Here is a 24587-nt window from a genome sequence, read left to right as displayed (position 1 = left end):
AGATAATTAATAGAAATCAATCGCGATTAAATAACAATTGGCGCTGTAAACGCTTACTTGCTCTTAATTTCAGAAATTGATTTTAAGTAAATCTCTTTGCCTGGATTATACAGCGGCCCCATATCAATCGTTTCCTGATTAGAATCGGCAACGTAACCCAGTCCCTCTCTGGCTGCATTGGCTAATAACCCGCAATCCTGATCGCCAGACCAGGAAAATACGCCGCCTAATTTATTTTTCGCGGCATATTCACCTTTTTGTTTTACCGTTCTAGGGGTATCTAATGAAATAAAGTGGCCTTTAGCCTCGCTAAACAGAAAATCAGCATCGGCATTCGTGTCAGTCATCAGCACAAAACCATTTTTACCCATACTTAAGCTGTGCTCGGCATCCATATAGTTTTTAACGATATCGAAGAATTCCGGAGCACCATTTTCCATCGTGCCTAACGCTGGGCCATCTTTGGTATACTGACGGGTTGTCAGATCCCCCCCTACCGCTGAGCGCCCGTAGTTAGCGTACCCCAAATGAATTTTCTCCATCGGAACACCAAGTTCATTATGCAAATAATCAATCGCTGCTTCGGCCGATAAATCAAATAACTCTTGTTCGCCGGGATCTTTTGGTGAATACAGGTTTGTATGATGACCAATATAATCGGCCCAGATGGTGCCAAAGAAGTCGTAGCTCATCAGATAAATATTATCTAGACCATTAGCAACCAACTGATCAATATTGGATTTCTTTAATTTCGCTTTGACGCCGCTACAAGCGATTGAGATCTCTTTTCTGTTACTGTAACCAAAACGGCTATCCAATGCGCTGCGTAGCTCTTTAATCAGCAATACATAGTTTTCGCCATCTTTATCACTGCTGATATTTCCCTCATCGCCACCGCCACCGGGGTATTCCCAGTCGATATCCACGCAGCTGAACATTGGGAAACGCACAAAGAAATCAACCACGCTGGCAACAAAAACGCGGCGCTCATCCGGGTTCTCCGCTAAAGCGGAGAAATAGCTGGATAAACTCCAACCACCAATACTGAAGGCCAGATCGAGTTTATGGCCCATCGCATGAGCTTTCTTTTGCAGTTCACGCAATCCACCCAATAGGCCAGCAGCACGGTTTTGCTGGTAATAAGGTAAAAATGTGCCAGATTCAATACTGGTATCGGCGCTTTCAGGCGGCAACCCCACGTTACGAGCAGTGCCTAAATCACCATAGGGATCCAACGGAACAATATGCCCTTTACCAATCTGAGGTAAACCTAAACTCGGCGCCTGAGCATTCCATCCGTCCCAGACTTCCTGCACTTTTTTACTTTTATTGCCGATATCACCGCAAATACCGAGGAAACTGAAAATCAGTCGATCATAGGTAGCGGGATTTTGCATCAACGTCGCTAAATCAAAACCACGCCCACGTTCTTCTTCTTTACTACCACCGCCGTCTAGACGAGCATCATATTGGCACCAGTCGGTAATATAAGCCGACAGCTTCGGTTTTGTTTTATCACCAACATAATGATTGTACATCGGGGCGCAAACTCGGGTTGCAGTGTAAGAAAGGTTCCCTTGCGAGCCATCTTCTTTAAAATTTACGTCAGGGCGAGAATACGTTTCCTCGGTATATTTATCTTCGACCAATATCGGTGAAGGAATATTTTCCGTCGGTTTAACATCTGCTGTGGTTGGATTCCCTATTTTATTTATTTCGTCTGCCGTTGCCGCCCGTACAAATTTCCAGGCATTGTGAGGGTTACCATCAGAACTACCAATACCGGGAACCTGCCAGCGTTCAACCCAATAGGTATTGGTATAAACTTTACCATCAAATATAACGTTAAATACCCGCCCACCGACCTGACTATCCCATGCAGCTAAAGGTTCACCAATAACATCACTAATATCAGACATTGCTTTAGATGAGGTGTAAGTATATTTATTGACCATAACCGAACTCCACTATTTTTGTTGGCTCCTTTGATTAAAAAGGAGCCAAGTGAGATAAATATGATTGAAAAAATAAATAGCTGATCAAAAACAGCAGTTATTCATCGTTGTTTATATTGGCCAATATTTTCCTTACGCCCTGACTGAAAGTTGATGAGCCAATCGCGGCTGTATACTTCACATGTAGAATGACATCGTTGAGGCTATCCAAATTCTGTTTCAAATTGGTGAATTGCAAACGCCAGCTTGAATCAACGCCAGAACCTTCAAATGGCAAGAAACGCTCATCATCAAAATTAAGCATAAACAGCCCACTATCATTCACCCCAGTCGATAAAGAAATCTGCTGATTGGGTTGAATACTACGAACCAAGTGCGGCGTATCGGCAAACGTTCTTTTAGTCAGCATATTTTCTACCGTCTTGAGGTCTGCCCGGGTGCTATAACTACTGGAGGTCTGAGTCAACTGCGCACACACGTCTTCATAAGGCCCAACTAACATCGGCAAACTGACCGAAACCGACTTAATTCTGCGCTGATACAGCTCTTGATAGTCCTCAACAAAAATCTGTTCTTCCAGATTAAAGTTAATTGGCGTTTTTTGTTTTAGCTTATTCAGCTCCGCAGGCCAGCTTTCACCGAGCAGTGCTTTCAACGAGATCGTTTTGGTAATTTCCTGACGACGAGAGTTTTGCTCAACATAAACCCGCTCCATTCTCATTAACGCCAATTTCAGTGTTTCACCGGCCATCAATCCTTGATACAGATCGTTCCAACCGCCACCACCGACGAAACTCTGCTCGCCCAAATTCAGCTCATATAGCAAAGAAGCTTCTGCAGATAAACAAAGTGAAAGCACCGCATCGTACGCTTGTAAATATAAACTGGAGAGTTGACTGATCAGCCAGGTATATAAACTTTCGTTTGTAAAGCGTTCGGAGAAATAATCCAGTAGAGCCATTGCCTGCTGTTGTTGAGCTTCAACCTGTTCCAGACGTTTATTAGCTGCTTTAATTTGCATATTCTGCAAATTGATCTGCTGCTCAACAGAATTAACTTCCCATTCAGCCTGTTTATACTGCAACTCCCATTCCTGACGGCGACGACGATAGGATTCAGAAACACTCAAGCTTTCAGATTTACTGCTGTCCGCCTGATACTTAATCATAATAATTTCAGCCGCAGCATTCAGCGGTGCGCCCCAGTGAGAGCCACCAACGGCCAAACCATAGATATTCGGAATCACATCTAAAGCGGCGGCAGCCGTTCTCATTCCCTGAGCCATCAACAACGAATTGGCAGCCTGTGACTGTAACTCAATAACTTTTTGTTCCGTCGAAGAGATATTCTCGTCATACAGTTCTTTAAAGTGATCATAACGATCCTGAGCAGACTGTTTGCTTACCTGTAATGCTTCCAGACTGGCTTTATTAATATCAATATCCTGCTGCTGCAAATCAATCGAGAAGCGATAAAGGTCGCCACTCTGAATCATTTGGTAAGCGTCAAAACTCAAACTATCTTTGCGTTCTAACAGGCTCAATAAAGTACTGCCGAATTGAATAAGAGTCTCAACACCCGATTTTGACCGGTTTAACATCGGCTCAAAACGATAGTTAGGGACTTTGAAGTTCATCTTACTGGCGTTTCTAGCGGTAACGACCCGCTGATAACGTTGCTTCATCAAACCACGTGGAGAAATACTTGAATCATAAAGATCCATATTGATTTCTTTTCCATCCAACGTCAGGTTATGGCGCAAATTGTAAATACGGTTTTCAATCCGATCCCACAAACCCCTCAATTCGTTATTCATTGGATACATAAAGATATCATTATCCACGGCGCTCATGGTTTGGTCATGCACGACAGGCTCAAATGTTAATGGCTGACTTTGCATTTCAATAGCACGAATTTCACTGTCCGTTTTATAGGACGCATCCTCAAGAGTGAGCGGTTGCCAGAAACTAGTCAGCTGCACGTCAGGACGACGCCCTAATAATGAACTGGCCGTTGAATAACTCAGACGCGCCAGCGTTCTGGCCGACGGCTGCAATTTGCGATATTCCATATCGCCTTGATCAATAATATTCTTGGTCAGGAAATTAAAGACCGCTTTACGGTAATGAATAGGATCGCTGGCAGCAATGGCATCGGGATCGCTAGGTTGCGTTAAGCTATAACCCTTAAATGGTTCATCCACTAACGGACGACTATTCCAATACGGCGGTTTGCCTAGCAATAATGCCGGTTCATCTTCACACTCAAACGGATTAAACAAATATTTAACCCAACGGTTCGCATCTTCATACCGCTGTTCCACATTAAAGCGCCAGGACACCATAAATGGCATATGGAAAAATAGCTCCCAGAAATAAATGCCGTTTGCGCCATCTAAATCGATAAGTTCAGCCGCGCCACCTAAAATAGCTTCTTCTAAACGACTATTCTGCGTTTCCCAACTTAAAACCAAATCCAGACTTCGGCTTGCCTTACCTATAAGTTCTTTAGCAAACAGCGTATTTAACCTAATCTGCTTTCCGATATACCAAACGTCAGCACTGGACGCCTCAGGGAACTGCAAATACTGAGTTTGGCTAAATTGTTTAATCTGGAATTTATCCCGGAGTTTTTTACCAACCCGAAGAGTAACTTTTATTTTTCCGCCTGCATCAACACCGCCATTAGGCAAACTGAATCCAGTAATGATATTGACGTCACCTTTGTCACACATTACCAACGTAGCATTAATTTGCGGCTCGTAATCTTCTGGCGTTAAAAGTTTATAGTTAAGCCAGCAGAGATTATTATTTGCATCTTCCTTCCAGATGCCATAAATAATATTTTTACTTTTAGAAAAGTCATATTTATAGGTGGACGAAGATTGCAAATACAGGCTTAATTCATCGCCAGTATAATTAGAATTCAGCGTGAAATCATCGACAGTGCCAAAGTCTCCCTGATGAGTTTTATCCAATTCAATTGGCCAATCCCGGTTAATAATAACCGGATAGAGAATTAACTGCTTGTACTCCGCTTTGCCTCCATTGGCAGTCTCATGTAAATAGAACCAAACCAGATTAGCACCGTAATCATCCAGATCAGACAATCCTTTATCACCGTCTCCTGGTTTTGGCGGATGAGTGGTAGTCGGTAAATTACTGGATTCAATCAGCATACTATCGCAGATATAGCTAAATACGACGTCCCAACTTTCACTCATTTCTTTAAATGCAACCAGTGCTAGACGAGGCTCATCTTCCATGCGATCGACCACCGCGATCATTTCTTCCATCTGGTCAGCCAGCACTTCTTCTCTTAACGTTGTTCCCGAACTCCAAACACCGTCAAATCCTAAGTGAGCCAGACGAATTTTAGTGCGATAACGTCCCGATACAATAATATTGCCGTCGCTATCCGTCTCCTTTTCTTCCGCCACCTCAAACCAACTAATATAAAGGCGGTTATCCATCATAATCGGCCGAACAATCCCGTTAGCAACGTTTTCCAATGGTACGGATATCGCCTTCCATTCACTCCATGCCGTTGGATACAACTCTTGGGAATTAGCATTACGCTGACTGGCATCCAGAGATCGCCAGAAATAACGGTAGGGTTGCATTCGGGTTCGGGCAACGAAATAGGTTTTATCGTTCTCAATATCGATGCCGTCCTGATAACCAGCAATAATTTCCAGATTACTGACTTCTTCAAAATTATTCAGATAACCTAATACGGCTTTTTGCGCGACATCATCGGTTAATTTCCCTTGGTTCAAGGCACTTTCTAATTGAAAGAAGAACTCTGTCTTAGTCAGACGTAAAGTAGGATCAACATAAATCTCCGGGAACATTCTTAGTTGCTGGTTAGCGGCCCAATACCCATAACGGTTGGCAAACTCTTCCCAGTCAGTGGCTTCCTGCTGGTTAATAGACAAACCAGGCTCAAGATTAAGTGCAATTCGATTGATATATTGCTGTACCGACTGCGTCACCAGAGATAAACGTGAAGTAATGACCTTAGCCGACACTTGCGTATCCAGTAACAAATGATCATATAAATCATCAACGTTCTTAATGGTGCTCCTCAGATTGGTGAAATCTTTACTATTAGGAACAATTTGTCCCAGATAATAATCCACCAAGGCATCGCGTAGATCTTCCTGTAGTTTCGCTTCAATAGAATTAGACATTATCGCTATCTCCTTGTGCCTTTAACGCGGCCATAACTGCTTCACCAACGCCTTCCTTCAGAGAAAACTCAGAATTCTCCGTTAAATCGCCCATTTGCCATAAATACTCGGTTGAAATCATCGTTTTCTCGGATAATGTCTGTAGTCGTCTAATCCAATCGATTTCGAAAACATTCGTCGCCTGAGGTGGATTTAATCCAAGTAGAGAGGCCGCTTTTAATATTTCACCGGCATCCCAGGCTAATATTTCCGCCAACAGTTCTGCACATTTTTCACTATTATCAACGAGAGTTTTTTCAGCTTCAGTTTTCTTAATATTTGCAAATTCAAGGTATTCATGAATGCTGTCTTCATTTTTATTTGCATTAACCACCCAGTCCTGATAACAGGTAATGAGATATATTTCAGGTAGGGATAATTGAGTTGATAATTTGGGCTGTGCTAAACCAAGCCAGTTTGGTTGCGTCAGACGCAGGAATATGAATTCTTTATTGAGTTTTAACGAATTTATCAACTGAGTATAAATTAATAAGCTATAAGTCAATTCACTCAACTTCGGATCTATACTAGATATATCAGTAGGCGTATTATTTAATACCTGATTCAAAACGCTATAAACATTACTACCTAACCAACGTAATTGAAGCGGCACCACACTGCGCTCTACTCCATACTCAGCAGAAATGGTTTGCGATAACAGATTCTCTTGAGCGTTTTTGGCTTGAATCAAAATTTGCACGATAATACTCAGCGTATTGTTGTCGTTGCTTACACCAATACTTTGTATTTTTTCCATGAGCATTTCTTCATCCGACTTACCCCAGACTGGATGAATATCAAGCACGAGTCCCCTATCATCAATGACTTGATTCGTTGATAGAAGTGTCCACCAATCAGCTCCTTCTAACTCTTGGCGCTGGAAATCATCCGTTGTCAGGCACACATTCTCTGATAAACCGTTCGCAATACCTTTAAAGAACGTCACCATATTATTGGTCGGCACCACCGCTAATCGGGTAACACCTAAAAGTAATGCCAGGCTGGCCGGCGTTAAGTTGTTCTTTGTTAGCCAAGCACTTAAGGCTTCCATTTTCAAAATGATACTAAGGAAGTCTTTATCCTGCGTTTGTTTATCGTCAAAGGCAGGTTGTTTCGCCAGATATCCCATCTCATCGGTCAGGATATTCATTAAAATTAATCCGTCTTCCGTCGATAAACCGAATGTCTGCGGAATACTGACCAGGCGATAAAGGCTAGACACAACCTCAAAACTGCGAACCAACGTCCCAGCTTCCAACCCTAATGCACTTTGTACCAACGGAGCAATAAACTGGAAAGTGACCGCAGATATATTCAAACCAGCACATAATTGTTTCACCGATTTAGCATCTGAGCCTTTAGCATCCAGATAGGTAAAGCTACCACCATCTAAAATAAAGGGTTGATCAAATAGCTGTTCACGATTAAATATGCGATCAAAGAATGCGATTTCACCGCTAACGGCAAAAGGCGTTAATTGATATAACCAAGACGAAAATATTTCCGGCGTGATTTTATACTGTAAATTTAAGTGCCTGAATAAACCGAGAGACTTTAGCACAGGCTCAGTAATTTCCTGTTGCGAATTATCAGCATCTGCCTGCATTACCGATGTTAATAGCAGGTCAAGTTGATGGGAGGGCAAATCCAGCCAGCGCTGTAAGCGAATGAAACGATTTAACCGCTCCAGTCGGAAGTTAGAGAGTGACTGAATTTCTCTTCCGCCCTCCGCCCTTATAATCGTCATTGCATTTCGTTGATGGGCATTAATATAAACGCCACCGAAGTGGTAAGGAGCCGGGAAAGGCTCATCGTTGAAATAACTGCCAAAAATAGGATTAGCAAAGATGACATTAGGTGAAACAATAGGTAAGTTTTCTCCACAGCTCAATAAACTTTCAATCTCTTCAGCTTTGGAACCGGTTTGATCGCCAAAAGCAACGAGTTTGACTAACTGGCTGCTGTCTTCTGCGCTCAAGCCAAAATTATTGATGAAGAACGCGTCAGCTTCAGGCTGCAATTCCTCCAACGAAGCCCCTGCTTTAGCAATAGCGATACGGTAAGTCATGGTTAGGAAAGGTCGGCTTACCATTGTTTCGCTACTGACATTTTCCCTCACCCATTCGGCGGCATAAATATCCATATTGGCGAAATATGGGCCTTTGTCTAGGTTGCCTAGGGAAGGATTATCTTCAGCAACAAAAGTCAGTTTCAATTGTCGACTAAAAGGGGAAGAATTATCAAAAGGCACCATACGCGCTTTGGTACGCTGATAAGTAATAATATTCTCACCGCGTAATTTAACGGTAATAGTTTCTTTAGCCTGATTGGTACATGTCAACTCAATTACGTCATAAGAGGCGTCACTATGCTCAACTAACTGAGTAGGCCCCTTTATATTGTCCGCAGCTTTTACAATATAGCCGTGGCGAGAAAGATCTTTTTCCGCCAAGATTTCCGTGGTACTGGCGCTTAAATAGCCGGCGGAGAGTTCAGTCTGGGTTAAAAAATTTTGGGTAAACACATCAGGCAAACTCAGCAAAGCAATTTGTTCACTGCTTAATTGGGTATATGCCAATAAAACCTGATTATATTTTTCTTGAGTCGTATTCCAGGAGAACTGAGGGTCAACACGTTGAATTACCGTTCCTAGTTCAATATTACTAGCGCCGAGTCCTTTATTTATCTGTTGGGTGGGCAAGCTATAAGGTAGTGTAAAGGGAAAATGCGTATCCCCTAGGATTTGATTAACCGCTTTATCTGCCTGACCTGACTGGTCAATATATTCCCTGGCGCTGCCTGACAGTACATCATTGACAATTGATAACGCAGTAACTTCTTTATACAGTGCATCATTGTCCAAAGATAACTTAGGAATATCGGCACGACGCGTTTCTAACTTTCTTGCCTGATTTGAACCATCCAACTCTACGCTTTGAATAAACTTATACAGATCCAATAAATAACTTGCTGGGCTATCCAATGCTTCAATAGCGCCCGGGCGACAGAAGTTATCCCAAGGTTCAGGGAATAGTTGATTGTATTCAGGTAGCTTGTTCGTCTGCGATTCGCTAGATGCATCAGTCGATGAAGACGTTTGCGGCACTAATGGGCTATTACTCTTTTCAAGCCGATTCTTGCGATATTTTTGTAAGACCTGATTAGCCATGCTAACGGCCTTATCAAAAATAACGGCCCCATTTCCCAATAAAGACTCATCATGCCGTTTAATAAAGCGCTGTCTGGAAACCTTAGCAATATCAAAAATAGAGCGATAACCTAACCCTAATAAAGTGTCTGCCAAAGACTGGCTATATTGAGAACGGTTACTTTTAGATGCACTTGATAGTACTGTTATTTCTGGTTCAATTTTTGCTGCAGCAGCGAGCAAAGGAGAAATACTCGATTTGTTTTTTATTACATTAGAATAATTATTATATTTATCCATTTCATTATTCCATCTTGTTTTGAATGTAACAGGCCATTACGAATCATTTCATGATTCGTTAATAGTATTAATTATCTGAGGCTATTTATTTGATATTACATGCTTCGCACTGTGGCTCAGCCGGTTCTGTGTAGGTAGGTAATTCTTCATCGGAATCAAGATAAAATGGCGTCATGTCAATCACCTTATTTTTGATTCGTCGCTTCAACCCTTCATGCGCGGCATTGGTCAATATTCCGTTATCCTGATCGCCTGACCATATAAATAATCCGCCCAGACCTTTATCTTTTACATATCTTCCTTTATCTCTAACCGAGCGTGGCGTATCCAGAGAAATAAACACCTTAGTTGCTTCACTGTAGAGATAATCCGCTTTCGCTACTTTATCGTGTACAAGCTTATAGCCGTTGCGTCCTTCCCCTTTTTCAAAGTCCATATAGTGGCAAATAATATCTGTCCACTCGAGGACAGAATACTCAAAGCTGCCTAGCGTTTGGTTAGCATCAGTATAGGTGCCCTTTAAGGCTTCTTCTGACGGTATACTTGTTGTTATCGTGGCATTTTTTGCATTTCGCGTGTAGCCCGCATAGCCAATAAAAATGGCTTTAGGATCAACCTTTTTCTCATCAATTAAATGAGTCACTGCATCATCAATTGAATACTTCGAATAGACGTCACCAGGATCCCGATAAATATTAGTATGATGAGATAATTTACCATCACCTAAAGTGAAGAAATCATAGGTCATCAGGTTAATACCGGTCACACCCGCGTCCATTAGCGCCGGAATATTTGCTGCATCAATTTTTGCCGGATCCGCAGAAGACGCAATGCTAATCCCCTTTAAATTCGAGATTTTTGCGTCAGTAATCTGTTGAATCAAAATAGCAAAATTAGCACCATCATCGGGACTATTTGGGTTACCGGCCCCAATAGAACCTGGATACTCCCAGTCAATATCCAGATGACTGAACATCGGAAATCGTTGAAAGAAATCCTTGATACCTTCAACGAAATTGGTACGTAATATCTCATCCTTGGCAATTTCGCTAAATAAGCCGCTCATTGACCAACCGCCAATACTGAGGGAAAATTCCAGTTCTTTATCCGCTTCATGAAGCAATCTGAAACCACCCAATAGTCCTTTGGCCTTCTCCTGGTTATAACGTTCGTTGGCGTCCCCTGCCTCCCATTTTGTAAATCCACAGTTTATGCTTGCAAGCACTGCACCATCGGGATCGACGGGAATCGTCTTTCCTTTATGGTTGGCGATCGCATCATCGGGATCAGTTGCTACGCCCAGCCTAACTGCAATACTGGCATTTCCATCAGCTGAGTATTTTTTGTCACCGATTAATCCACCAAAGCTATAGATCAGCCGCTTAAAGGGTCGACCATCCGGTGTGTTAAGTCGTAATATATCTGCGCTTCTCCCACCAGTATCACGAATCTCCTTGTTGATTATTCTGGGGTCATATTGTGACCAATCGGTGAAATAACAAAGTACGTTAAAATCGTCATCATCCTCATAAGTATTAAATACGGTTTTCGCCAATCGGGTTGGGGTCCAGGTGAGTTTATCTGCCGATATAGAGGGTTCATAATTGAGTTCTTGATAGGTCTCTTCTGCTGCTCCTTCGCATTCATTTTTATTGTCCCACACATATCCAGGATCTTTATCGTAGATGAGATTGCTTTTTTCTTCTTTTTCCATTTCAGACTCCATTTTTTAAATTAATGGTGGTATCGTTAAAGCGTTATTTCCTTTACTCCTGGCTATAATGCTTAGCACTAGAAATCATCCTGCAATAGAAAGATGCCAATATTTATCGTATATAGCTTAACTGAGAAACCTTAATGTTTTAGTCAGGAACCAAGAAAATTGACACAACAAATAGTATTATTACGCCAACTAAATCTATCTGTTTACTTCTTATCGTCATCTTATTTGCCGGCGCAACTCAGTTGTACAGACATGGATTAATCAATGGATGTTATTTTAAAATCAAACTGCTCACTATTGATACTTAATAGTGAATTTTTATTTAATGTAACTAATATAGTCAACAAGTTAACCATTAAAATTAATCTGTAAGTTATTTATAAGCATATAATAGAAAAGTGACTTATTATTCCACGGTTAAAATTGAATGTGAGTTGAACGTAAGAATACCTCAGGTAACTTACATCATGAAAATCCAGTTGGCTTTGTATTTATTGAAACTTAAACAATATAATCACTTACCTTAGCCTTCCTCCATTGGGCTACAGTTCATAATGACCTGATTTAATGAATGTAAGCCAATACCATTAACCGTATAAGTAAAAAAACATCATAAATAGAAATTATAATGTTAAGCGGTTTGGTTATTTTTTAATAAAAATATGAGGCTAATCAATATAATTAGTTTGAAATTGAAAGTGATCTTACAAAACCATTCTGACTGCGATATATTTGCATGTGACTTTTTTCATTATGGAGCGACGATGATATATTTTGTGGCAATTGACGACAAAGTGGTTTACAGCTGGAAAGGTAGTGTGGAATTGACAAATAAAGAATTTTGTTTATTTATGGTTTTGATAAAAAACGCAATAAACGGTGAAAAAATAGATCGAGACGTCTTACTTTCCTCAATCTGGCCAGAAAAAGAGACAACCATTAGTAACAATAACATCCACCAGCTATTTAGCCGATTAAAAAAGAAAACCGCTATAATAAGCGACGATTTAGAGTTACAATCTTCACGAGGTAAGTTTTACAGAATTAATAATAAAAAGAAAATCTTAGTTCACTATACTAGTCACTATAGCACTACCTACAAACTTCTTAGAACGATTTCCTCCCTCCTCCAGCGCTTATTTAAGCGAAGTACCTTGAATAAAAACATCAGTACATCATAAACGCCTTCGCTGCCCTTAGTTTAACGAGTAATAACTCACAGTTTAAGAGCCAGGCTACCTATGAGGTATCATTGGTAGCCATGCATACACTAATGAAAGTAAATCATCAATGTATGCATGATTTAACCGTTATTAACCAAGATAAGTTCAGGGTTAGTGGGGGCTTTACCCCACCTTGCTCAGGTTATTTAATATTATATCGCATGGAAAATTTTAATAATATTCTCATACGGCTCTGCTACAGGAACACTAAGTCCTTGCTCTGTAAAATAGACTATTGCAGTACCGCTGCTGCTTTTCTCTATATATGAAACATTCCAGTCGTGTAATGCCACTTTTGGCGTTCCATTGTCACTGCGTTTTGTTTCGATAAATTTGGGTAGTTTCTTGCGAACTTCAGCGTATGTTGCGCTAACAACATGGGTGATACTACCAACACAATGTAAGTTGGTGACATTAGCCTCGCGAGTGTTTTCCTCGACATATAGAATAGCCGTTTTACTAATTGTAACTGGCGCTCCTGAATGAACCAGTTTGAAATCCACAAATCCAGACATAATAACCTCCTTATCAAATTTGCCGAATAAACATATCAGATTCAAAAAGCATATTTTATAAACAAATATTAAACAGAGTGATTTCTATAATTATTTCCATCTAAGGGATTAGTTAAATATAAGTGATATAAATATTTAACTAATCCCTTATATTTATTTACCAAACATAAAATATCATCGCGCGCCGATACACATTCTGATTGATTTCAATGCTATTGGCAGTAATCTATTAATAGAAGAAAGATATACGTAAAGTTATCTAACAATCTGCTCCCTTCTACATTGACCCAGAATATTTGTTAGTGTTATATGTATCCAGCTGCACCAATTATGATAGTTGAAATAACGAAATAGCAAAAATCTACCACCAGCTCACCTCGCCCCGAAATCCACCGTTCTTCCCAGCGCTAAAACTCGTGGTCATTCCATGCAATACCGCAATGCGCTGTACGATGGATAAGCCTAATCCACTGCCGGATGTCTCTTGCCCCGGCGGTCGGAAAAAGCGTTCCCCGATGCGTTGTAAAAATTCGGGGCTAACGCCTGAGCCATTGTCTTCGACGCTAAATCCCTGTGCATCTAACGTGATCTTGACCGTGGTGCCACGCGGACTATAGCGAATAGCATTATCTAGCAAATTACGTATCAATAATGCCAATAATAAGGGCTGACCGCGACGCTGTGACGGTGGCTGACGAATATCCAGTATGAGTTCCACGCCATTTGCCTGAGCAGTGTGATAATGATCCATCACGGCAGTTTGCAAGATATCCTGCATGGCAATGTCTTGCACATCATCTAACCCCGATAATGAATCCAGCCTCGATAGTGTAAGTAACTGATCCACTAGGCGTGTGGCGCGATCGATGCCTTTTGTCAGATTGGCTAAAGCGCGATTTCGTATCTCGGTATCATCTTGTGCCAGCTGAACGACCTCAGTTTGTACCTTAAGTGCGGCCAACGGACTACGCAGCTCATGGGCAGCATCCGATGTGAAACGACGTTCGCGCACCAGCATATTACCCGTTCGGGCAAATAGGCTGTTTAGCGCCGTCACCAGCGGTTTGACTTCACTTGGAATCGCAGTCAACGGCAGCGGCGTTTCATCGTCAGGCTGGCGCTGGCTCAGGCGGGTTGCTAATCGGCGCAGCGAAGCGAGCTCACGTGTTACCAACCAGATAAGCAATAAAACCATGATAGGTAGAGCGATAAGCCACGGCACCAACTGCGCTTTGACAATATCCAGCACCATATCACGCCGGTAATCCGATTCCTGACCCACGACGATACGATATTGTCCATCTGGCGTGGTTAGCCATACCAAACGCCATAAATCGTTATCGCCCTCTAATCGACCTTCGGTAAAACCCTCTCTCTGGTAGTGATATTGCAAATGAGGACCATTGTCACCGTCATTAAGCACCATTTTGCCTTCCGTGGTGAAAATGGCGAATGCCAGGGCATCGTCATCTACATTACCACGGTTATGGCGCACCATTTTTTTACTTCGCGGGAGCGGCGGGTTTTCCTCTCGGAGTTCGCTGATATTCAGTGCAGTCAGCCGCTTGGCAAATAGCATTTGCTGAGTATCGAACAACTCATTGACATTATGACGAGTTTGTTTCCAGGCCAGCAGGCTGGCACATCCCCATGTCACTGCGACGAGTAAAATAAACCACACAATCAGACGTAAACGTAAACTTTGATTGAAGAATTTCATTACGCCTCTCCAAGCGTGTAGCCAATGCCATGTACGGTGCGGATAAAGTGGTTGCCGAGTTTACGGCGTAGATGGTGAATATGCACTTCTACGGCGTTACTGGAAATTTCGTCATCCCAGTTATAGATTTTCTCTTCAATTAATGAACGAGGTAACACCCGTCCTTCATTGCGTAATAGCAGTTCTAGTAGGGCAAACTCTTTAGGCTTTATAAATAACGGCTCATCACCTTTAGTTACAGTGAGATTAACCGGATCAAGCCTGACTGAACCGTGACTTAGCGTGGTTTGTACCTGCCCGTGACGGCGGCGAATCAGCGCTTGCAGGCGGGCTGCGACTTCAATCAGCGCAAAAGGTTTGCATAAATAGTCATCTGCACCCTGCTGTAACCCGGACACGCGTTGTTCTAATGCATCGCGTGCCGTGAGGATAAGTACTGGCTCTTCATGGCCGTTCTGTCGCCAGTTGCGTAAAATATCGAGGCCATCCATTCTTGGCAGGCTGAGATCGAGAACCACCGCATCGTAAGATGCGGCACCCAGAGCGACCAGACCTTGTTGGCCGTCGGTAAACCAATCAACGGTAAAGCCCATTTTTATCAAACCAACCTTAATACCGTCACCGATCAGCGTGTCGTCTTCAAGGAGTAGCACTCGCATGGTTATGTCCCATATTGCGTGTCGTATATCTCTATCTTATGAGTAACAAAGGCTTTGTACAGCATCACACCCTGCGGATTAGGCCTCGTTGGCAGTTTTGAAAAAAATAGGCGATTAAAATAGAGCCTTAAGATCTTGTTAAGAATTCTTTGATGTAATGGCTCCTGAAGAGAAATGACAGCACGTATCGATGCTGATATTTGAATGGAGAGACCAAGAATGAAAAAAGTAGCCGCTTTATTAGCCATGATTGCCGTAGGCAGTGCCCCAGCCTTCGCTCAGAACGGCGGTTTTTTGGATCCGAATGCTCCTGTGCAACAGACCGCACCAATGACCGGGGGATTTAACGGCCCAACTGGCATAGCAACCACCGTGGATAAAGCCAAAACCATGCGGGATGACTCTTGGATGACACTGCGCGGGAACATCGAGCAGCGTATTGGCAGCGATCATTACCTGTTCCGCGATGCAACTGGCACCATGACCGTAGATATCGATCATAAGCGTTGGTATGGCCTGACGGTGACCCCGAAAGATACCGTAGAATTGCAAGGGAAAATAGATAAAGACTGGAACTCCGTTGAGTTAGATGTCAAACAAATAACCAAAGTGAAGTAATCTCGTTTTAACTCCCCCTCGCCAACCGCCATTTATTCCGATGGCGGTTGGACGAATTGAGATTCAACATGAACCTTCTACGGGCAAAGCCCCATGGGAATGCTCGCGGCCTTCAGCCGAAGTGAGCCTTGCGATTTGGAGTGTTAAGCACCACGAGGAATACGAAATTCGCGCTATTTTTTCTGGCCGAACAACCATTCAGTTGTCTGTGTGTCAATGGCGCCACTGTGTTTTCCGTCAATACCGTAATAACGATCTTTACGGCATAATCTTTCTTTCACGTCACAGAATATGCCATTTACAAAGGTAAATTGCGTGCGATCGAAATCCCCCTGAGAGGCTAAACGCTGACTTTTCTTCTTACCTAAATACCGCTCTGTCAGCGGCACTGATATGCCATTTTTGCCATCGGCACAAACGTATGTGTCGCATACAACACCTGGCGTCGGCGATTGCAGCCGATTTTTAGTTGTTGACGCGCCAGCATATGCGGCAACAAAACCAAATGATAAAACCAACGTAGCCAGTGATTTTTTCATCGTTTCCTCAGTTGTATCTAAAATTTGGAGCGGTCAGCGGGAATCGAACCCGCATCATCAGCTTGGAAGGCTGAGGTAATAGCCATTATACGATGACCGCACGGGTGTCCCTTACTGAACAGAAAATGGCAACCAAAGTTTGGTTGCCAACTCACTTACTTGCCTGGCCCGATATTCTCCATCATACAAATCCGACCATCACTCGCAATAAGATTAGTCAATATTACGACTTTTTTATCATAACAGCAGACTCCCCAGTTTGAGGGGTATCGAGGAATCAAACGCTGAACAAAAGCTTACCTTATCCGCAAGATGGCAGGTCCTCGAGAACATAGCTTTAACCTCGGCCAGCCAATTTGAGGGCACGGACAAAACAGCGATGCTATACCGAGCAATACCGCCTACGCTGACCGGATGCTCAGATATTTTATTTGTGACAGGCGCCTTTTCATCCAATCCGATCAATATGGGATAACGTTTTTAGCGCCATACTGAGCATCGATGTCGATGCAATTATCAAAGACTATCGCTGATAGCAACGATCCGTTAAAACTAGCGTGTTATCATCCGCTCACACAATCTATCCGAGTCACCTGATGTCTAAGATTATCGATACCTTTATTGCCCCGCCGTGCCATGACAAGATCGAAAATCTCTATCAGGACGATCACCTCGTGCTTATCAATAAACCCTCCGGACTGCTCAGTCTCTCGGGGAAAAACCCGCAAAATCTCGACTCGGTACACCATCGGCTGGTACAAATATTCCCTGGCTGTACACTGGTTCATCGCCTTGATTTCGGTACTTCCGGGCTGATGGTTATTGCCCGCAATAAGGCTATCAATGCCGCGCTCTGCCAGCAGTTTAGCCGACGTACAGTGACCAAAGTTTATAGCGCGCTGCTTTGCGGGCATCTGGACAACGATGAAGGGGTGATAGACGCGGCGATTGCCAAAGATGCGGCGCTGTTTCCGTTGATGTCGATTTGTTCAATCCGCGGCAAACCTGCTCGTTCCCATTATCGGGTCGTTGAGCGCTTTTATCGCGAGCTGGAAGATGGGAGGTTACTGCCATTGACGCGAGTACGGCTAATACCGGAAACCGGGCGAACTCATCAGCTCCGCATTCACTGTCAGCAGTTGGGCCACCCTATTTTGGGCTGTGACCTGTATGGCGGCCTTCGGTTACCCGGCACCGAACAGACAGCGCGGCTGATGCTGCACGCAAGTGAGTTGCATTTTGTTCATCCCATCAGCCAAGAGTTGATCAAAGCCCGTCATACTAGCCCGTTCTGATAGCGAAAATATCTCTCATGATGCTGCCGCGAAGGCACGGAGTATGGCATTAAAGTGGAAATGAGAGTGATTAATCAGATAGTGTTGACTGTAAACCTGATATCTATCGCGAACAGTGAAAATCATACGCGGCATTGGCGTTTTTCGCTGAACGGATTGGACATGAAAACTTAATGAAAAGCCCGTTAGGACTTTTCATATATCGGGATCGGCAAAGCGTTAATTACCACATCAAATCGTCTGGGACTTTAAAATCAGCATAGGGATCTTCTTCGTCTTGTTCTTCCTGACTAAGCGCGCTATTTAATACAATACTGCTCGCATCTCGCTGCGCAATTTTATCGGCTACGCTCGCAGGAATAATTGCATACTCTCTCTCATCACTGTTATCAGCAGCCAAACGAGCAATAGCCAGGCGACCACTGATCAACTGAGATTGAGTAAGCTTATCCACAGCTATTTTTTTAATTAAATTATTATCTGTGAAGTTAAAATCAATATTACCTTTTGAGATATTGATTCTATTCATTTCAATAAGCTGTTTCACTTGAGCTTTATGTTCTTTAGATAAAGCCGCTTGTTTCTGTTGTTCGCTTAGTTGTTTATCGCGCTCAAGCTGTGCCTTTTTATTTTCTTCCACAGCCTCTCTTGCCTCACGAGCCTGCACCCGAGATTTTTTAGCCATTTTTTGGACTTTGGCCATTTTTTTGCTGGTTACTAATCCAGCTTTGAGCATCTGCTCTTGTAAGGTGAGTTTTGTCATCTTCGTTTCTAAACCAGTTGAATAATTTCTAGGATTATACCTGTAATTCTTAAGGCTGTAACAGATTGCAGGATTCGATCACTGATTGGCTTTAGTTTGGTAGGGTTTATTGGACGGTGACATTAGGCAGATCTTTTACTTATATTCCCAGTATCCATATTGAAAGCGTCAAGCCTGAATCTTCAATAAATACCGCAGCATAATTGATAGCGGTGCATGTCTCGTTTCATCTGCCATGCGCACTAAAACCGCTCCACGCTAAACTGAAGAGCGCGAATCCTATCTTTGTTGATAAAAAGCCCCTTATACCTCACTCAGATAACACACTGACCACTCACCTTATTTCTACCGCTATTCTTTGCCAGATACAGTTGTTTATCAGCCTTGAGCAAAAGACTCGAGGGTGAATCTACACTATGGGTTTCTTTACAACAGACCCCCAAACTAACACTGACAAACGGGTAAACAGTGGAGCCAGAATGTGGGATTTTTTGCTCAAGAATATGCAGTCTGATAGTTTCCGCAACATCCATTGCTCCAACTAACTCGGTGTCGGGGAGCAAACAGATGAATTCTTCGCCGCCATAACGGGCCACCAGATCAGCAGGGCGTCTGAGTGTATCTCGGATAACCTTTGCAACCCTCCGCAAACAATCGTCCCCGGCCTGATGCCCATATAAGTCATTATATTTTTTGAAAAAATCAACATCAATCATAATCATGCCAAGTGGAGTCTGGTTACGATTTGATAGTTTCCACTCCACTTCTAACTGTTTATCAAAGTAACGCCGGTTATGTACTTCGGTTAATCCATCTAAATAGACGAGTTGGCGTAATAAGTCAGATTGAGCTTTAAGCAATAAGTGTGTTTTCACTCTCGCCCGAACGGTGTTTCTGTTAATCGGTTTACTGATAAAATCTACGGCACCTTCACTAAAGCAGCGGGTTTCGGTCTCTTCATCAATATGCGCAGTGACAAAGATAACAGGAATATCCTGCGTGTCTGGCGATGCCTTAAGTCTGGTGCAGACCTCAAAACCATTCATTCCGGGCATTTCGACATCCAGCAGAATCAAGTCTGGATGTTGACTGAGACAGACGTCGAGCGCCTGTTTACCGCTGGTTGCCATACACACATGATAATCCGAACAAAATGCTTGATAGAGCATCTGAATATTTATCGGATGATCGTCAACAATAAGGATCTTGGGTTTCCCAACCCCTGGTAAATTTAAGGCCAAATCTTGAGAAAAAGAATGGATTATAGTCATGTCTTCTTATTTCTCCGAGTAGGAAGGTTAACCATTAGGGTTTGGCATAGCTGGATAGCTTTGGCAAAGTCTAATTGATTGACTGCATCATTAAGGATAGATAATTGTCCATTAAGTTGTTCAGCAAAAGTCGTCATCAATTTATTCATCACCTCTAACGCAGCCATATCAGAGTTTTGTAATAACAAGATCAAACGATTCAATTCCGACTCAATAGGTTGTATATCAAATACCTCTGCCGGGACATTCCTCACATTATCCTGCGATAGCATTTGGATTAATGTCACTATCCCAGATTGTATAGCGGATACTTTATTTCTCATCTCGCTCAGTAATTGATTAATCGTGTCTGCTGTAGGTATTGCATTCTGGCTAAATAACTTTTCTCCCTGCCCTGCGCTCAAAGAGAGTTCAGTGGCCCCCAGTTGCGCGGCAAGTCCCTTGACAGTGTGTAACAGACGAGATGCAGACATATGGTCGCCTGCAGTCAACAATGTCTCCAACTGAGTGGGGAAATTAGCCAAATCCTCACTGAGCAGCGACAGCATTTTTTGGTATAGCGTAATATTGCCTCCTAATCGATTAAGGGCAACATCAACATCAATTCCTGCCGTTGCCGCAACATTTTTTAATTCAGCAGATAACAAGCGAGGGGTCATATAACTAACCGTGGCGGCAACATCAGCTTGCCCACTGTATTTTAGGACGATGTGTATTAGATTATTCAAGTCAAAGGGTTTACCAATATGCTCATTCATGCCCGCAGCAAGGCAGGCATCACGATCAGATACCATCGCATTGGCTGTCATGGCTATAATCGGTAAGTTTTTTAACCCAATACTTTTTCGAATATACTTTGTCGCATTAAAGCCATCCATAACCGGCATTTGTAAATCCATCAAGACCAGATCAAATGAAGACGGATGATGTTCTAATATCTCAATCGCCTCTTTACCATGGTTAGCAATACTGACCACAGCCCCCTCATCCTCAAGTAACTCGCGGGCTATTTGTTGGTTATTCAAGTTATCTTCAACAATTAACAGTCTTATACCAGACAGTCGGTGTAAAGATTCGGCTATTGCCGGTTTCACAACATCAGGTTGTTTGCGTTCACTTAATGCATCGTTCACTGAATCCAACAACATAGATGCCGTGATCGGCTTAACCAGATAACCATCTAGTAATGCCTGATCTTCTTCGCTACGCTGTAATAACATTTCGCGATCATGGGCGGTTATCATGACAATAATAGGGCCGTTATCTACTGGCATCATTTCACGCACACATTTACTGGTCTGCCAGCCATCTAACCCCGGCATTTGCCAGTCAATAAAGAGCGCCCCGTAAGTCATACCCCTTTCATGCTGCTGTCTCATCAGTTGCAGTGCATCACTACCGCTGGTTGCAACATCAACGCTCCACTTTAGCGATTCCCCCATCTGCTTGATCAGGTTACAGGCCGTCGGATTATCATCAACGACCAAGACCCGTAAATGATTCAATGCCTCCGCTCTGCTTGCCAACGTATCTGGTGTTTCATTATTTATAACCAGATTGGTATAAGAAGGCAGCGGCAGCGTGATAGTGAAATGAAATAGACTCCCCTGACCCAGTTGGCTTTCTAAGGTGAGCGTCCCCCCCATCAGTGCAACAAAGCGCTGGCTTATCACTAACCCTAAGCCCGTGCCACCAAACCGGCGCGTTGTCGAGGCTTCAGCTTGCGTAAAACCACTAAAAATACTTTCCTGATTCTCTGGCGCAATGCCAATTCCGGTATCGCGCACCCCAAAATGCAACGTCACTTGATGGCTATCCTGCGCTATAACCTTGATGAAAAGCACCACCTCACCAAGTTCGGTAAACTTCAGCGCATTGCCCCCCAGATTGGTTAATATCTGTTGAAGTCGCATACTATCTCCCTCAACAAACTGAGGTAGTGAAGGGTCAATATCAAATAAGACCTCAACCTTTTTAACCTTCAGATAGCTCGATAAGATAACCGCCAAATCACGCAGCATGATATGAATGTCAAAAGGAATGCATTCCAGTTCCATTTTACCGGATTCGATTTTGGAGAAGTCCAAAATATCGTTCAGCAATCGCAGTAAAGTACGCGTGGCGGCTTCACTTTTAACGGCATAATCAGCTTGTTTCCTATCAAGTCCCGTTCTACGCAGTAATGTCAGCATGCCGAGGATGGCATTCATCGGGGTCCGTAGTTCATGACTCATATTAGCCAAAAATGCAGACTTGGCCTTATTAGCTTTTTCAGCCGCTTCTCTTGCTGTTTTCAGGATATTTTCGGCCTCACGTTGTTGAGTAATATCCCGATTAATTCCCATCATCAATAAGGCTTTTCCATTTTCATCCTGTTCAACCGTTCCAGTTGATTGAATAAAATGGACTTGATTTTTCACCACAATACGGAAAACCTGACGATAGACACTTTTATTTTCTAATGCAGCTTTTATCGCGCTTTTAACATTGGGAACATCCTCTTGATGCAAGAGGCTATACCAATATGCCAACGGGATAGGAGCATTATGTAATTCCTCAGGGACACCATAGATATCATTCATCCGATCATCGAAAGAAAGCGTGTCTTCTGGAATGTTCCAGGTCCAAATACCTAACTCAGCGACATCTGCCGCTCTGACTAATTGATTTTTAGCAATAATAAGATTGGCTTGTTGATTTTTATTGGCGGTAATATCAACTTGAATGGAAATATAACGCTCAACCTGGCCAGAACTATTATTAAACGGAGCAATCGTAGTATCGACCCAATATAAAGAACCATCTTTAGCTTTATTACAAATTTCGCCACGCCACGAGATTCCATTAGCAATATCATTCCACATCGATTGCCAAAAATCAGTCGAGTGCGTATGAGAATCAACTAAGCGGTAAGTCTGCCCCATAAGTTCTTCGCGGCTGTAACCACTAATAGTACAAAATGCGTCATTAACATCCGTGATTATTCCATCTCGATCTGCGGTAGAAGTAATGCCGTGTAAATTAAGGGTGCTGAGTAAAGCATCATTTTCACGCAAGGCCACTTCAAGACGTTGATAAGTCGCTTTACGTTCACTAATATCCGACTCAATAGCCATAAAGCCGATTGGCTCATTCTTATCGTTATAACGCGGTTGGATCTCCAGCTCAACCCAATATTCTTGCCCTGATTTAGTACAGTTGACGATTTCACCCTTAAATGGCTCTCCGGCATCTAACGCCACCCTCATCTGACTGGCTACACCCCGATCTGTATTTTTGCATTGCAGTAATCTCCCCGGCGACTTGCCGAAGGCTTCGGCTTGGCTGTATCCGGTAATACGTTCAAACCCCTCGTTAACCCAAACGATATTACGTTTTACATCGGTAATAACAACGGCGTTAGAAGTATTTTTGGCAACTAAAGCCAAGCGTTCAAGATCTGCAGTCATATTCCGAGCCAGCATTTCTGCCCGATTACGCCCACTGACTTGCTGGCGAATAAGTAAAGCGAATGCTGAACTGAGCAAAAGTCCAAAAGCAAATAACAGCCAGGGGACATAACGCTCTATCTGCGCTTCGAACGTAGGTGTACTACTGATTCGCAGTGTCATATCACGACCCGGCAACCGTAATACATTGGTGCTATGGAATATTCTCGCGGATAGGACTTTATCGCTTTGCAGTTCGGTAGGGGAAAAATCAGCGGATTTGCTACTGTCCGCGTCAAAGATCAAATTTTTATTAGACAAATCGTTAAGACTATCAAATAGTTCAACATCCACTCGCCCATTCATAGACTCAGGAATATCACTTAATAGTTCTGCAATTGCGATGGGGGAATAGAGAACACCCACTAATGACGCCCGCCTTTCAGCTGGAGTGGTAGGATTTGAGCCATAAATATATACAGGAACAAAAAGCAGTACCCCGGGAGCTTTAAAGTTAGACTGGACAAGATGAATAGCCCCTGAAAGGGTCGGTTTACCACTGTCTATTGCCGAGAGTACCGCAGCTCGTCGTACCGGCTCAGAGCCAACATCTAATCCTTCCGCACCTTGGTTTCCTTCTGATGGCTCTATATATCTAATAATATACAAATCATCATGTTGTTTATCTTGCAACTGACGTAGAGCGTAGTTTGGTGCACCGTCAGCTCGGACATCCGCAATAAAGGAATTTAACTGGTTGCGTTGCACCCGCTGAATAAAACCAAATCCCCTCACACCAGGAAACTCCACCGGTAAATTACGTGAGGCAACATAGGCATGAAATTGTTTATGGGTTAGATCACCGTCCGCCGCATAGGTTCCTTTTGCACCATTCATACCATAAATAGGTAGATTGAAACGCCGCTCAACCTCCCCAGAAACTCTGTCAACATTACGTTGAAAATCTATTTTTGCATTGGCTTCAATTTCGTTATAAAGCCACCATGCTCCCACACCTGAAATAACCAGCCCAACAATGAAAATAAACAGCGGCAGCAAAATATTTTGTTGTAACTTAAATGAAAGCCAAGATGAGGGTGATTGCTGGGTATGGGCACTGAATGGAGAAAGATTCATATAATATCTATACTCTTATAATCACTATTGGCTAAAGCATAGGATCACTCTACTATTTAAGA

At 42.9% G+C, this 24587-nt stretch carries 14 protein-coding genes and 1 tRNA gene; 3 read left to right on the top strand and 12 right to left on the bottom strand.

Translation table 11 applies throughout. From position 1 onward, the window contains the following. Window positions 1–53 precede the first annotated feature (53 nt). The 4 genes from chi2 to chi1 all read right to left on the bottom strand — a co-directional run bounded on the left by chi2 (window position 54) and on the right by chi1 (window position 11348). Window positions 54–1955 (bottom strand): insecticidal toxin complex chitinase Chi2, encoded by a 1902-nt coding sequence (gene chi2, locus ACQ4OC_RS01985; protein WP_430970886.1) that lies wholly within the window; start codon window positions 1953–1955, stop codon window positions 54–56. A 97-nt stretch (window positions 1956–2052) separates the two neighbouring features. Next, window positions 2053–6147, bottom strand: coding sequence for an insecticidal toxin complex toxin subunit YenA2 (gene yenA2, locus ACQ4OC_RS01980; protein ID WP_430970885.1), 4095 nt, complete (start codon window positions 6145–6147; stop codon window positions 2053–2055). Continuing rightward, entirely contained in the window at window positions 6140–9634 is a 3495-nt protein-coding gene (gene yenA1, locus ACQ4OC_RS01975; RefSeq protein ID WP_120806232.1) for an insecticidal toxin complex toxin subunit YenA1, read from the bottom strand. Before yenA1 ends, yenA2 begins: the two co-directional genes overlap by 8 nt. An 85-nt stretch (window positions 9635–9719) precedes the next feature. Then, window positions 9720–11348 (bottom strand): insecticidal toxin complex chitinase Chi1, encoded by a 1629-nt coding sequence (gene chi1 / locus ACQ4OC_RS01970; RefSeq protein ID WP_240442695.1) that lies wholly within the window; start codon window positions 11346–11348, stop codon window positions 9720–9722. 671 nt (window positions 11349–12019) lie between these two features. Between chi1 and ACQ4OC_RS01965 the strand changes: the two genes are divergently transcribed. Further along, complete coding sequence (locus ACQ4OC_RS01965; RefSeq protein WP_430970884.1) at window positions 12020–12538, top strand: helix-turn-helix domain-containing protein; 519 nt, start codon at window positions 12020–12022, stop codon at window positions 12536–12538. A 194-nt stretch (window positions 12539–12732) separates the two neighbouring features. Here ACQ4OC_RS01965 and ACQ4OC_RS01960 read toward each other — a convergent pair whose 3' ends face one another. From ACQ4OC_RS01960 to qseB, 3 genes are all read right to left on the bottom strand, one after another. After that, window positions 12733–13095 carry a hypothetical protein gene (locus ACQ4OC_RS01960; protein WP_064513219.1) on the bottom strand — a complete coding sequence of 121 codons (363 nt, stop codon included), beginning with the start codon at window positions 13093–13095 and terminating at the stop codon, window positions 12733–12735. Window positions 13096–13456: 361 nt separating this feature from the next. Next, a complete protein-coding gene (gene qseC, locus ACQ4OC_RS01955; RefSeq protein ID WP_120806235.1) occupies window positions 13457–14815 on the bottom strand; it encodes a quorum sensing histidine kinase QseC in 1359 nt (452 codons plus the stop codon). Then, window positions 14815–15474: a quorum sensing response regulator transcription factor QseB gene (gene qseB, locus ACQ4OC_RS01950; RefSeq protein WP_120806237.1), complete on the bottom strand. Its 660-nt coding sequence runs from the start codon at window positions 15472–15474 to the stop codon at window positions 14815–14817. Before qseB ends, qseC begins: the two co-directional genes overlap by 1 nt. Window positions 15475–15693: 219 nt before the next feature. Here qseB and ACQ4OC_RS01945 point away from each other — a divergent pair, with 219 nt between their 5' ends. Beyond that, the gene (locus tag ACQ4OC_RS01945; protein ID WP_120806238.1) at window positions 15694–16092 is read left to right on the top strand and encodes a YgiW/YdeI family stress tolerance OB fold protein; all 399 of its coding nucleotides are present in this window, start codon (window positions 15694–15696) and stop codon (window positions 16090–16092) included. 173 nt (window positions 16093–16265) lie between these two features. Here ACQ4OC_RS01945 and ACQ4OC_RS01940 read toward each other — a convergent pair whose 3' ends face one another. Both ACQ4OC_RS01940 and ACQ4OC_RS01935 read right to left on the bottom strand, forming a co-directional pair. Beyond that, window positions 16266–16631 carry a YcgJ family protein gene (locus ACQ4OC_RS01940; RefSeq protein WP_430970883.1) on the bottom strand — a complete coding sequence of 122 codons (366 nt, stop codon included), beginning with the start codon at window positions 16629–16631 and terminating at the stop codon, window positions 16266–16268. A 25-nt stretch (window positions 16632–16656) separates the two neighbouring features. Further along, window positions 16657–16731 (bottom strand) — tRNA-Gly (locus tag ACQ4OC_RS01935). 496 nt (window positions 16732–17227) lie between these two features. Between ACQ4OC_RS01935 and ACQ4OC_RS01930 the strand changes: the two genes are divergently transcribed. Next, window positions 17228–17926: an RluA family pseudouridine synthase gene (locus ACQ4OC_RS01930; RefSeq protein ID WP_064513215.1), complete on the top strand. Its 699-nt coding sequence runs from the start codon at window positions 17228–17230 to the stop codon at window positions 17924–17926. Between the two features lie 223 nt (window positions 17927–18149). On the opposite strand, the gene ACQ4OC_RS01925 is transcribed toward ACQ4OC_RS01930, so the two are convergent. From ACQ4OC_RS01925 to ACQ4OC_RS01915, 3 genes are all read right to left on the bottom strand, one after another. Beyond that, entirely contained in the window at window positions 18150–18689 is a 540-nt protein-coding gene (locus ACQ4OC_RS01925; protein WP_064513213.1) for a DUF2058 domain-containing protein, read from the bottom strand. 314 nt (window positions 18690–19003) lie between these two features. Continuing rightward, complete coding sequence (locus ACQ4OC_RS01920; RefSeq protein ID WP_064513212.1) at window positions 19004–19960, bottom strand: diguanylate cyclase; 957 nt, start codon at window positions 19958–19960, stop codon at window positions 19004–19006. Continuing rightward, entirely contained in the window at window positions 19957–24525 is a 4569-nt protein-coding gene (locus ACQ4OC_RS01915) for a CHASE domain-containing protein (protein WP_064513210.1), read from the bottom strand. The genes ACQ4OC_RS01920 and ACQ4OC_RS01915 overlap by 4 nt, the downstream gene beginning before the upstream one ends. Between the last annotated feature and the right edge of the window lie 62 nt (window positions 24526–24587).

Origin of the sequence: Yersinia sp. J1, from assembly GCF_050586585.1 — a bacterium.
Classification (GTDB): domain Bacteria; phylum Pseudomonadota; class Gammaproteobacteria; order Enterobacterales; family Enterobacteriaceae; genus Yersinia; species Yersinia entomophaga.
Note: the sequence above shows the minus strand (reverse complement) of the source record. Positions and strands in the feature narration are given on the sequence as shown.